The sequence below is a fragment of the Bradyrhizobium sp. 187 genome (assembly GCF_023101005.1).
Lineage (GTDB): Bacteria > Pseudomonadota > Alphaproteobacteria > Rhizobiales > Xanthobacteraceae > Bradyrhizobium > Bradyrhizobium canariense_D.
In genome coordinates, this window is record NZ_CP064693.1 from 1459564 (window position 1) to 1471603 (window position 12040).

The 12040-nt window shown below is 65.0% G+C and carries 12 protein-coding genes; 8 read left to right on the plus strand and 4 right to left on the minus strand.

Annotation, left to right across the window (positions count from 1 at the left end):
* The first annotated feature begins 10 nt into the window (after nucleotides 1-10).
* Nucleotides 11-1210: a protein-glutamate methylesterase/protein-glutamine glutaminase gene (gene cheB, locus IVB19_RS07025; RefSeq protein ID WP_247294705.1), complete on the plus strand. Its 1200-nt coding sequence runs from the start codon at nucleotides 11-13 to the stop codon at nucleotides 1208-1210.
* Nucleotides 1207-2079 carry a CheR family methyltransferase gene (locus tag IVB19_RS07030; protein ID WP_085357855.1) on the plus strand — a complete coding sequence of 291 codons (873 nt, stop codon included), beginning with the start codon at nucleotides 1207-1209 and terminating at the stop codon, nucleotides 2077-2079. The genes cheB and IVB19_RS07030 overlap by 4 nt, the downstream gene beginning before the upstream one ends.
* Nucleotides 2080-2252: 173 nt before the next feature.
* Here IVB19_RS07030 and IVB19_RS07035 read toward each other — a convergent pair whose 3' ends face one another.
* The 4 genes from IVB19_RS07035 to ctrA form a co-directional block, all read right to left on the minus strand.
* A complete protein-coding gene (locus IVB19_RS07035) occupies nucleotides 2253-3413 on the minus strand; it encodes a glutathionylspermidine synthase family protein (protein WP_247294704.1) in 1161 nt (386 codons plus the stop codon).
* A gap of 3 nt (nucleotides 3414-3416) precedes the next feature.
* The gene (locus IVB19_RS07040) at nucleotides 3417-3803 is read right to left on the minus strand and encodes a hypothetical protein (protein WP_247294702.1); all 387 of its coding nucleotides are present in this window, start codon (nucleotides 3801-3803) and stop codon (nucleotides 3417-3419) included.
* A 1-nt stretch (nucleotide 3804) separates the two neighbouring features.
* Nucleotides 3805-4209 (minus strand): DUF350 domain-containing protein, encoded by a 405-nt coding sequence (locus IVB19_RS07045; RefSeq protein WP_247294700.1) that lies wholly within the window; start codon nucleotides 4207-4209, stop codon nucleotides 3805-3807.
* A gap of 170 nt (nucleotides 4210-4379) precedes the next feature.
* The gene (gene ctrA, locus IVB19_RS07050; RefSeq protein ID WP_007600544.1) at nucleotides 4380-5081 is read right to left on the minus strand and encodes a response regulator transcription factor CtrA; all 702 of its coding nucleotides are present in this window, start codon (nucleotides 5079-5081) and stop codon (nucleotides 4380-4382) included.
* A gap of 415 nt (nucleotides 5082-5496) precedes the next feature.
* On the opposite strand from ctrA, the gene fliI reads away from it, so the two are divergent.
* The 6 genes from fliI to IVB19_RS07080 all read left to right on the plus strand — a co-directional run bounded on the left by fliI (nucleotide 5497) and on the right by IVB19_RS07080 (nucleotide 11849).
* Nucleotides 5497-6822, plus strand: a complete 1326-nt coding sequence (gene fliI, locus IVB19_RS07055; RefSeq protein WP_018455719.1) for a flagellar protein export ATPase FliI — start codon at nucleotides 5497-5499, stop codon at nucleotides 6820-6822.
* A gap of 121 nt (nucleotides 6823-6943) precedes the next feature.
* Entirely contained in the window at nucleotides 6944-7363 is a 420-nt protein-coding gene (gene fliJ, locus IVB19_RS07060; RefSeq protein ID WP_007606301.1) for a flagellar export protein FliJ, read from the plus strand.
* Between the two features lie 178 nt (nucleotides 7364-7541).
* Nucleotides 7542-8087 carry a sigma-70 family RNA polymerase sigma factor gene (locus IVB19_RS07065; RefSeq protein WP_018455718.1) on the plus strand — a complete coding sequence of 182 codons (546 nt, stop codon included), beginning with the start codon at nucleotides 7542-7544 and terminating at the stop codon, nucleotides 8085-8087.
* Between the two features lie 51 nt (nucleotides 8088-8138).
* Nucleotides 8139-9194 carry an anti-sigma factor gene (locus IVB19_RS07070; RefSeq protein WP_247294696.1) on the plus strand — a complete coding sequence of 352 codons (1056 nt, stop codon included), beginning with the start codon at nucleotides 8139-8141 and terminating at the stop codon, nucleotides 9192-9194.
* A 333-nt stretch (nucleotides 9195-9527) separates the two neighbouring features.
* The gene (locus IVB19_RS07075; RefSeq protein WP_247294694.1) at nucleotides 9528-10487 is read left to right on the plus strand and encodes a helix-turn-helix transcriptional regulator; all 960 of its coding nucleotides are present in this window, start codon (nucleotides 9528-9530) and stop codon (nucleotides 10485-10487) included.
* Nucleotides 10488-10628: 141 nt separating this feature from the next.
* Nucleotides 10629-11849 (plus strand): NAD(P)/FAD-dependent oxidoreductase, encoded by a 1221-nt coding sequence (locus IVB19_RS07080; RefSeq protein WP_247294692.1) that lies wholly within the window; start codon nucleotides 10629-10631, stop codon nucleotides 11847-11849.
* Nucleotides 11850-12040 lie beyond the last annotated feature (191 nt).

Sequence of the window (12040 nt, forward strand, 5' to 3'; positions counted from 1 at the left end):
TTGGTGAGTAATGAGTGTTGCGTTCGCAGGTAATTCGACCCCGGGCTCGTCGCGGGAAGCCGGACCGTTGCGGGTGATGGTCGTCGATGACTCCGTCGTCATCCGCGGTCTGATCTCGCGCTGGATCGGCGCCGAGCACGACATGGAGGTCGCGGCCTCGCTGCGCACCGGGCTCGAGGCGGTCAACCAGATCGAACGCATCAATCCCGATGTTGCCGTGCTCGATATCGAAATGCCCGAGCTCGACGGCATCTCGGCGCTGCCGCAACTTCTGGCGAAGAAGCGCGATCTCGTCATCATCATGGCCTCGACGCTGACCCGCCGCAACGCGGAGATCAGCTTCAAGGCGTTGTCGCTCGGCGCCGCCGACTACATTCCGAAGCCGGAATCGACGCGCGAGGCTTCGGCTGCGGACATCTTCCATCACGACCTGATCCAGAAAATCCGCCACCTCGGCGCACGGCTGCGCCGCAAGGCCGCGGTTGCGAGCCCGCCGCTCGCGCCCGCAAGCCCGGCTCCGGCGACACGTGGGCCGGTTGTCGCGCGGCCTGCCGCGTCCGCGGCGGCTCCGGCTTTGCATGCGTCGTCGTCCTCGCCGCTATCCACGCGTCCGTTCTCGACCCAAGCCCCGAGGGTGCTGCTGATCGGCTCATCGACCGGCGGTCCTCAGGCCCTGATGGCGCTCGTCGCCGAGCTTGGCCCCGTGATCGACCGCGTCCCGGTGCTGATCACCCAGCACATGCCGCCGACCTTCACCACCATTCTCGCGGAGCATCTGGCACGCACGAGCCGCAAGCCGGCGGCCGAGGCGGTGGATGGCGAGCCGGTGAAGCCGGGCCGCATCTATCTTGCGCCGGGCGGCAAGCACATGCGCGTCGTGCGTAGCGGCGCCGACGTGGCGATCGCGCTCGACGACGGTCCCGCCGTCAATTTCTGCAAGCCCGCGGTCGATCCGCTGTTCACGTCCGCCATCGACATCTGGCATGGCGCCATCCTCTCCGTGATCCTGACGGGCATGGGCTCGGACGGCATGCGCGGCGGCAAGGACATCGTCGCCGCCGGCGGCAGCGTGATCGCGCAGGACGAAGCTTCCAGCGTGGTCTGGGGCATGCCGGGCGCAGCGGCCAATGCCGGCATCTGTGCGGCGATCCTGCCGCTCAACCAGATCGGCGCCCGGGTCAATCGCCTGTTCGCGGGAGACCGCTCGTGACGCCGGTTGACTACGACTATCTGCGCAAATTCCTGAAAGAGCGCTCCGGCCTCGATCTCTCCCCGGACAAGCAGTATCTGGTCGAGAGCCGGCTGCTGCCGCTGGCCCGCAAGGCGAGCCTCGCCGGGATTCCCGATCTCGTGCTGAAGATCAGGAATGGCGACGGACGGCTTGCAAGCGACGTGGTCGAGGCGATGACCACCAACGAGACTTTCTTCTACCGCGACAAGATCCCGTTCGATCACTTGCGCGAAACGATCCTGCCGGGACTGCTTCGGGCGCGCGCGGCGCGCAAGTCGCTGCGCATCTGGTCGGCGGCGTCGTCGACGGGACAGGAGCCGTATTCGATTGCAATGTGCGTGAAGGAGATGGGCGCAGCCTTCGCCGGCTGGCGCATCGAGATCGTCGCCACCGATCTGTCGCAGGAGGTGCTGGAGAAATCCAAGGCCGGCGTCTACAGCCAGTTCGAGGTGCAGCGCGGCCTGCCGATCCAGCACCTGATGAAATACTTCACGCAAGCGGGCGAAGTCTGGCAGCTCAATGCCGACATTCGCGCGATGGTGCAGTTCCGCCAGCTCAATCTGTTGCAGGACTTCTCCCATCTCGGCACGTTCGACGTGATCTTCTGCCGCAATGTGCTGATCTATTTCGACCAGGACACCAAGGCCGTGATCTTCGAGCGCATGGCGAAGGTTTTGGAAGCCGACGGCACGCTGCTGTTGGGCGCCGCCGAATCCGTCGTCGGAATTACCGACGCGTTCCGCCCGATCGCCGATCGTCGTGGCCTCTATCAGCTCAATCCGACGCGTTCCGGCCGCCCGATGGGTGGACTGATGCCGCCGTCATTGAAGGTAGCAGCGGCGCGTTGAGATGCGTTCTTCCCCTCTCCCCTTGCGGAAGAGGGTGGCTCGCCGCGTAGCGGCGAGACGGGTGAGGGGTTCTATCCGCGAGCCCACCGACACTTGAACTCGCGGATAGAACCCCTCATCCGGCGCTTCGCGCCACCTTCTCCCACAACGGGAGAAGGAATGAAGAGCGCACCTCACAAGATCGCATGCGGCAGAAACCGCGAGCCGTTGCCGGTGATCGGGCTTTCGTCCTCGCGGATCGACAGGCCGCAGGGTTCGTGATCCACCAGCCAGCTTCCGATCACGGGATAGAAGCCGGAAAAATTCGGCAGCGGCGCGAGCGCCTGCCGCACGAATCCTTCGGCGCCGTAGGGGCCTGCCTGCTCGTCGAGCGGCATTCCACCAGACACCAGCGTGACATTGGCCCCTTCGCGCGACAGCAGCGGCTTGCGCACATAGGAGCTGCCGAGCTCGGCTGCCTGCGGATCGTCCTCGAAGAACGCCGGTAGCAGATTGGGATGGTTCGGAAACATCTCCCATAGCAGCGGCAGGATGCCCTTGTTGGAGAGCACCGCCTTCCACGGCGGTTCGATCCAGCGTGTCTGTGCGTCCCTGAGCTTTGCGCCGAAGCTGTCGTGGAACATCCATTCCCAGGGATAGAGCTTGAAGGCGAGCGTGATGTCGCGGTCGCCGAGATCGACGAAGCCGCCGGTATCATTGCGCCAGCCGATCGCCTCGATGTCGAGTAGCGTGGTCGTCAGTCCCGCCTGGCGCGCGGTATCTTCGAGATAAGCGAGCGTGCCGGCGTCCTCCTCATTGCCCGTGGTGCCGGTGAGATGGACGTGGCGGCTAGCGGCAATCTGCTTCCAGGCTTCGATCAATCGTTCGTGGATGGAGTTGAACTGGTCGGCCCGCGACGGGATGATGCGCCGTTCGATCGCCTGTTCGAGCCAGGTCCATTGAAAGACCGCGGCTTCGAAAATCGAGGTCGGCGTATCCGCGTTGTATTCGAGCAGCTTTGCCGGTCCCTTGCCGTCGAATTTCAGATCGAGCCGGCCATAGAGGCTGCGGTCGTCTCGTGCCCAGCTCTCGGCGATCAGGCTCCAGAACGCCTCCGGTATCTTCAAGCGCTGCAGATGGCGCTCGTCGCCGATCACGCGGCCGGCGAGCTCCAGGCACATCGCGTCGATCTCGCCGGTCGGCGCCTCGATGCCACGCTCGATCTCGTCGAGCGTGAAGGCGTAATAGGCGCGCTCGTCCCAATAGCGCTCACCGTCGATGGTGTGGAAGGCGAAGCCGCATTGTTCGGCGGTCTGCCGCCAGTCGTCGCGCTCGGGGCAGACGATGCGTTGCATGGGTCAGCCGCCGCCGGAGAAGCCATGGCCAAACGAGCCGAAGCCGCCGCGGCTCACGCCGCCGGAGCCTGAATCGGACGACGTTCCGGACGAGGAATGGCTCGAGGAGTCGCTGCTGAAGAAACTCGATCGCGACGAACTGCCGCCGCCGCTGGAGGAGCTGCGGCTGCTGCTGCACGAGGTGCTCGCTTGCACCGCCGGGTCCGTGCCGGCAGGAGAGGGCTCGCAATTCTGCCGCGGCATCAGCGTGTAGGCGGTGGTGCCGACCGCGATCGTGCCCATCACCAGCAGCGCGACATGGCGGGAGCGCTTCACCGGCTGTTGTGCAGGCGGCGGTCCGGCCGCCGGCCGGCGCTTGCCGAACTCCTTTTTGGAGGGCTTGCCGGCCATGTCAGTAGATCATGCAGGCGGCATTGAGCAGGCCTGCGGCGAGCGAGGACAGCCCGAGCCAGATGGCAGCTGCAAGTTCGCCGGCGGCAATCCGCGCCGACAGGTTCGGCACCGGCACTCTCACCAGGAAGAACACGACGATCTGGACGATCAGCGCGATCATCGCCCAGATCAGGCAGTCCAGCACATTGGCCGAATGCGCGATCGCGCTGACCAGCGGCGCCACGAAGCCGAGCAGGCTGAGGCCGAGTGCGATCGCCGCAGCCGGATCGTTGTCGCGGATCAGCTGGAATTCGTTATGCGTCGTGATGCGGGTGTAGACGAACAGGTACGCCACGATCGCGATCAGCCCGGTGCAGAAATAGACCAGGAAGGCGGGCAGGCCGGTCAGTGATTGCAGGATCATCGTTCCCCCATCGTGCAGCGACCATTCGTCGGCGGGGGAAGGATAGCGGTTCAACGGCGCAAGGACGATGAGGCCCCGTTCGCGTCCCCAAAAAACAAAACCCCGCCATTTGCGGCGGGGTCCAGGCTGGGAGGAGCAAGCCCCGAAGGGCTCGCGGGTAAAACCCAGGATCAGGCGGGGATGCGCTCTTCGACCTCATGCGGCTCGCGCAGCACGTAGCCGCGGCCCCACACGGTCTCGATGAAGTTGCGGCCTTCGGAGGCATTCGCGAGCTTCTTGCGGAGCTTGCAGATGAAGACGTCGATGATCTTCAGCTCGGGCTCGTCCATGCCGCCATAGAGGTGGTTGAGGAACATTTCCTTGGTGAGGGTCGTGCCCTTGCGGAGCGAGAGCAGCTCCAGCATCTGGTATTCCTTGCCGGTCAGATGCACGCGCTGGCCGCCGACTTCCACGGTCTTGGTGTCGAGGTTGACGACGAGGTCGCCGGTCTGGATCACCGACTGGGCATGGCCCTTGGAGCGGCGCACGATCGCGTGGATGCGGGCAACCAGCTCGTCCTTGTGGAAGGGCTTGGTCATGTAGTCGTCGGCGCCGACGCCGAGACCCTTGACCTTGTCCTCGATGCCGGCGAGGCCGGAGAGGATCAGAATGGGTGTCTTGATCTTGGAGACCCGAAGCTGCTTGAGCACGTCGTAGCCGGACATGTCGGGCAGGTTGAGGTCGAGAAGGATAATGTCGTAATCGTATAATTTACCGAGATCGACGCCTTCTTCCCCCAAATCGGTCGTGTAGACGTTGAAGCTCTCAGACTTCAACATCAGCTCGATCGACTGCGCGACGGCGCTGTCATCTTCAATCAGCAAAACGCGCATGCCAGTTCCCCATAGTCGCCGCTCCTGGGCGTCAGGTCGGCCGCATTCGCGGCACACAACAAAACGCCTTTGAACAACTGATTCGGATCCTGACAACAGATGGTTAACAAATTCTGATTCTGGAACGCAAGCCCTGTAGATGCAATTTTCGTCGAATCGCCCTAAGGTCTTGTGTGCGAAGCAGCTTTCGTTATCCGGTTGCGTTCAAGTTCCACTTTAAGAGACGGGCCTAACCGACTCCCGCGACTCAGCCTTCTTCTGAAGGGGAGCCACGCTCAGTCACAAAGACAGTGACGCAATGATTAACGATGCGGGTAAACACGAAGTTAAGCGCCGTTCAGAAATATGGCGAAACTTAAGGTTCTCGCCACGAAACCCCGGATTATGAAGGCGATCACCTCATGAAGGCCCTCTTGTGAAGGCTCTTGCCGAACAGATCGGCGACATTGACGGCATCAATATTTATGGCCGTGTGGTCGGCGTGCGCGGCCTGATGGTCGAGGTCGCCGGTCCGATCCATGCGATGTCGGTCGGCGCGCGGCTCGTGATCGAGACCGGCGGCAACCGTTCCATCCCCTGCGAGGTGATCGGCTTCTCCGGCAACAACGCCGTCGTGATGCCGTTCGCCGGTCTGGACGGCGTACGGCGCGGCTGCAAGGCCGTCATCGCCAATGCCGCAAATCAGGTGCGGCCTTGCGCGGCCTGGCTCGGCCGCGTCGTCAATGCGCTGGGGGAGCCGATCGACGGCAAGGGGCCGCTGCCGCAGGGCCCGGCGCCGATGCCGTACCGCAATTCGCCGCCGCCGGCGCACTCGCGCAAGCGCGTCGGCGCGCCGCTCGATCTCGGCGTGCGCGCGATGAACACCTTTCTGACCTGTTGCCGCGGCCAGCGCATGGGCATCTTCGCAGGCTCCGGCGTCGGCAAGTCGGTGCTGCTGTCGATGCTTGCGCGCAACGTCGATGCCGCCGTCAGCGTCATCGGGCTGATCGGCGAACGCGGCCGTGAGGTGCAGGAATTCTTGCAGGACGACCTTGGCGAGGAGGGCCTGGCCCGTTCCGTGGTCGTGGTCGCGACCTCCGACGAGCCGGCGCTGATGCGCCGCCAGGCCGCCTATCTGACGCTTGCGGTCGCCGAGTATTTTCGCGACGAGGAGCAGGACGTCCTCTGCCTGATGGATTCGGTGACGCGCTTTGCCATGGCCCAGCGCGAGATCGGCCTGTCCGCTGGCGAGCCGCCGACCGCCAAGGGCTACACGCCGACCGTGTTCACCGAGCTGCCGAAGCTTCTGGAGCGCGCCGGTCCGGGCCTCGGGGAGGGCGCCATCACCGCGATCTTCACGGTGCTGGTCGATGGCGATGACCATAACGAGCCGATTGCGGATGCCGTCCGCGGCATCCTCGACGGACACATCGTGATGCAGCGCTCGATCGCCGAGCGCGGCCGCTACCCCGCCATCAACATCCTCAAATCCATCTCCCGCACCATGCCGAAATCGGCCGACCCGCAGTTCTGGCCGACCATCCAGAAGGCGCGGGCGGTGATGGCGACCTATGCCGACATGGAAGAATTGATCCGTCTGGGCGCCTACCGCGCCGGCTCCAGCCCCGAGGTCGACGAGGCGATCCGCCTGCACGAGCCGCTGGAGGCCTTCCTGCGCCAGCGCAAGGATGAAAATGCATCGCTGGCGGACGGCTACCGCCAGTTGGCGCAAATCCTTGGTGATTTGGAAACGGAACGCTAACTTTGTCCCGTCATCATCCCATCCCACAGAGTAGTAGAGCCGGTCTTGGCCCCCGTCGGGCCTGTGGGGAGACCGGTGTTGTCCCACGTGCAGCCAAGGGACTTCTGGGGAGTACGAGTCGATGAAGTCACGTGATACACTCATCCGCCTGAAGAAATTTCAGGTCGACGAGAAGCGCCGCCGGGTCACCCAGATCGAGACCATGATCGCCGACTTCCAGCGGATGTCGACCGATCTTGAACGCGAGATCTCGACCGAGCAGGAGCGCGCCGGGATCAACGATCCCTCGCACTTCGCCTATCCGACCTACGCCAAGGCTGCCATCCAGCGTCGCGAGAACCTGACCCGCTCGGCCGACGAGCTGAAGGGCCAGCTCGACGAAGCCAAGGCTGCGCTGGCCGAAGCCTTCGAGGAGCTGAAGAAGGTCGAGCTCCTTGACGAGCGCGATCAGGCCCGCGAACGCGCCGAGGAAAACGCCCGCGAGCAGGCCGATCTCGACAGCATCGGCCTGATGCGTGCCCGCATGGGCGCCGTCGCCTGAGACGCTAGCCGCCAGACCTGCGAGAATTTGCAGAACCCGGACCCCAAGGTCCGGGTTTTCGCATGCCCTGTCCACAGTGTGGCGCCGCGCCCCCTTGGTGGTCGGCTTTGTCGCGCGCTATGGTGGCGGAATGCCAGCGCCTGCGCGGAATGCGACGGGCCGCGCATTGGGGGGCTGAATGCTGACGCCAGCAGAGCTGGTCGGGCTGATTGGGGCGATGGCGCAGGGCGATCAGGCCGCGTTCGAGCGCCTCTACGTCGCCACGCGCGCGAAACTCTATGGCGTCGTGCTCCGTATCTTGCGCCGACAGGATCTCGCAGAGGAGGTCATTCAGGAGACCTACGTCAAGATCTGGAACAGCGCCGGCCAGTTCAATCCCGCTCTCGCGTCGCCGATCACATGGATGGCGTCGATCGCGCGCAACCGCGCCATCGACATCGTGCGCAAGAAGACGGAAGTCTCCATCGAGGAAGAGCCCCAGGCGATGGAAGTCGCAAGCGACAGCCCCGATCCGCTGGCGCGGAGGGAGATGACCGAGGAATTGAAGCGGCTGCTGGAATGTATCGGCCGGCTCGAGCCGGACCGTCAGAGGCTCGTGCTTCTCGCCTATTACAACGGCTGGAGCCGCGAGCAATTGGCGGAGAAATTCGCGGCGCCCGTCAACACGGTGAAGACGTGGCTTCGGCGCAGCATGATGGATATTCGCGAATGTCTCGGGCTATGAGATTCGGGCTACGGGAGCTCATACGGTGAGGGTGGGTCTGGACCGCAAGTGATGGCCTATACGGAGGACCATATCGCGCTCGCCGCGGAATATGCGCTCGGCACGCTCGACGCCGGCGAGCGCGCGCAGGTCGAGACAATGATGGCGGTGGACAAGGCGTTCGCCGATGTCGTGCAGGCGTGGGCATTCCGGCTCGGCGTCCTCAACCAGATGGTCGGCTCGATCGAGCCGCGTCCGATCGTGTGGGAGAACATCAGGTCCGAGCTCGCGCGGACGGGCTTTGCGCAGGATCCGCCAGCACTGCCGGACGCAGCGCCGCCGCCACCTGTGCCGGAATATTCCTCGCCCGAGACCGTGCCTCCGCAGGTGCCGTCGGAGAATATGCAGCCGGCGCCGCAGCCTCCTGAAGCGGAGCAGCCTGCCGCGGCGCGACTTGAGACCGATGCGATTCCCGACGTCGTGCCGATATTCATGCCGCAGGTCCACGCGCCGGACCCGGAGGTCGCGCGTGCGCCACCGCCGCCGGTTGCCGACAACAGCAACGTGATCCGGCTCGAGGGCCGCGTGAAGCGCTGGCGCACCATCGCATCCGCCGTCGGCGCGCTCGCGGCCGCGCTGCTCGTGACGCTGTCGCTTCAGATCTTCCTGCCCGACGCGCTGCCGGGCGGCTTGCGACCGGCACCGCGCATCCAGACCGTCGAGGTGAAGACACCGGCGCCGCTCCCGGCGTCGTCGCAATATGTCGCCCTGTTGCAGGGCCAGGGCGGAGGTCCCGCCTTCATCCTCACCATCGACGGCGCGACCAAGAACTTTACGGTGCGTAAAGTGGGCGCGACACCGGAGCCCGGCAAGAGTTTCGAGCTCTGGCTGATCTCCGACAAGCTGCCGCGTCCGCGTTCGCTCGGCGTGATCGGCGCCGGCGATTTCACCGCACGACCGGTGCTCGGCTCGTACGATGCCGACGTCGTCAACGGCGCGACCTACGCCGTCACGCTCGAGCAGGCGGGCGGTTCGCCCAACGGCCAGCCGACCTCGGCGCCGGTGTTTTCCGGCAAGCTGATCGAAACCGTGCCGCCGTCACAGCCGCAGGCGCCCGCGAAGAAGTAGGTTTCCATTGTCGTCCTGGCGAAAGCCAGGACCCATTGCCCCAAGAGCTTGTTGCAACGGGTGAGCAACCACTCAATCTCGGGGTAATGGGTCCTGGATCGGCGCTCGCTCTGTTCGCTTGTCCAGGACGACACCGGGGGCATTGGACGCTTCAACATCGTGGTGGCAATGCCTGATCGGTTCTGTCGCCACGGTCCGTCCCGCCGTCGTCTTCCGACAAATTCCGCCGAATCCGCCCTCGATTTGAACCTCTCCGCGCTTCGCGGCGTCAAATGCCCGGAATTTGCAGTCGGCGCCCCCCAATCATGGTGCCGGAGAGGGGCGAGAAATCAGATGGATGCAGCGAAAACATCGGGCATCTTCATTCACCAATATGCGGGGCTGCCACACGGCCCGGCCTTCGAGCATTGGCGCGAGCGGACTTTCGGGGCCTGCGGCCTCGATATCGGGCCGAGCCGAGGCGATAGCATCGATTGCCGGCTCCAGGTCAGCGTGGTCGACAATATCGCGCTCGCCATTCCCGAAGGCGCCTCCGCGCAATATTCACGCACCCAGAGCCATCTTGCCGACGGCAGCGACGATCTCGTCCTGATCGCCGCGCATGCGGGCCTCGTCCGCGTCGGGCAGAACGGCCATGCCGTGGAGCTTGCGCCCGCGCAAATGGTGCTCGTCGACATGGGCATCACCGGCACCGTCGGCCACACCGAGGAAGATCGCTTCACCACCATCCGCATGCCGCGCCGCGCGCTGCTCGAGATCCATCCGCGCGCCGAGGACAAGCTGTCGCAAGTGCTCTCGGACGGCGCGCTCGCCGAGACGATCTTGCGCTACCACTCCCTTGCCGCCCATCATGCGCCGCATCTCGATGCCGTCGGCCAGCGCCTCACCGCGCAGCACATGGTCGATCTCGTCGGCCTGCTGCTCGGCACCGACGCCGAACATGCAAGTCTCGCGCGCGGGCGAGGTCATGCGGCGGCCCGTCTCGATCTCATGCGCGCCGACGTGATGGCTGCGCTTGGCCGCAACGATCTCTGCCTGTCCGAGATTGCTACGCGCTCCGGCCTGAGCCCGCGTCAGGCACAGCGCCTGTTCGAGCAGGCCGGAACGACCTTCACCGAATTCGTGTTGGAGCAGCGCCTGCTGCAGGCGCGCAAGCTGCTCAGCGATCCCCGCGCCAGGACCCGCAAGATCAGCGACATCGCGCATTCGTCTGGCTTCTCCGATCTGTCCTATTTCAACCGCGCCTTCCGCAAGCGCTTTGCCGCGACGCCGTCGGAACTGCGCGAGGCCTGAGCCGACCGAGAATTTGTGCGGCGCGCCGGTACCACCGCAGTTGGTCCATCCGGCAGGATGAGCTATATTTGTCTGCGCGGTCAGACAGCTTGATCGTTCGTCGCTTCGTCGTCGCTCTCTTGGGAAATGCAGTCAACGGACATGGCGCGTATCGTCGTGCTCGGCGCCGGGTTTGCAGGTCTGTGGGCGGCCATCGGTGCCGCACGCAAGCGCGAGGAGATCGGCGCGGCCGGCCGTGACATCGAGATCCGTGTCATCGATCGCAATCCCTACCACAACATCCGCGTCCGCAATTACGAGGCCGATCTCAGCGAGGTCGCGCTTCCGCTGCCGCAGCTGCTCGATCCGATCGGCGTCAGTCACGGGATCGGCGAGGTCGAAGCCATCGATCCGGCACGGCGCGAGATTTCGCTGGTCACGGGAGGCGGCGACGAGACGCTGGCTTATGACCGGCTGGTGCTGGCGCTCGGCAGCGAAGTGATGCGTCCCGACATTCCCGGGATTGCCGAGCATGCTTTCGATGTCGACACTTATTCAGCGGCGCGCCACCTCGAGGATCATCTCACCTCGCTCGGACGCAGCGTGCCCGCGCCGGGGCGCTCGACGATCGTCGTGGTCGGCGCCGGCTTCACCGGCATCGAGGTCGCGGCCGAGATGCCCGACAGGCTGGCGCGCGCCGGCATTACCGGCAGCCGCCGCATCATCCTGGTCGATCCCAATCCGGTGGTGGGCGCCACGATCGGCGCGCATGCGCGTCCCGTCATCGCGACGGCGTTGGCCTCGCTTGACGTCGAGACGCGGCTCGGCGTGCGCGTCGTCTCCGTCGAGGCCGCCGGACTGCGGCTGAGCTCGGGCGAATTCATTCCGACGCGGACGGTGATCTGGTGTGCCGGGATGCGCGCGAGCCCCTTGGCCGCAAGCTTTCCGGACGCACGCGATCGCCTCGGGCGTCTTCTGGTCGATCCCATGATGCGGGTTGCGGATGCCGGCGGCGTGTTCGCGGCCGGCGACGTCGCCTCGAGCGTGGTCGACGGCTTGCATCCGACCGTGATGTCCTGCCAGTTCGCGCGTCCGATGGGCCGCTTCGCCGGCCACAATGTGGTCGCCGATCTCGCGGGCCTGCCGATGCTGCCGCTGCGGATAGACTGGTACGTGACCGTGCTCGATCTCGGCGGCTGGGGCGCACTCTATACGGAAGGGTGGGACCGCGAAGTCCGCGCCACCGGCGCGGCCGCGAAGGCAACCAAGCAGACGATCAACCGCAAGCGCATCTATCCGCCGTTGTCGGGCAGCAAGGACGAGCTATTCGCTGCGGCAGTCCCAACCGTGCAGGCGCCGCCGCCGACGTATGGGGCGCGGTAGTATCCGTGCCTGTTGCGGGATGACGGCGGTACGTTTTCCATCGTCATTGCGAGCGTAACGAAGCAATCCAGAATGTCTCTGCGGAGGGATTCTGGATTGCTTCGTCGCAAGAGCTCCTCGCAATGACGCAGCTGCACGCGCGTGCGCTCACGGTGACGACATACCCCAGACATGAGAAAGCGCCCGTGGGG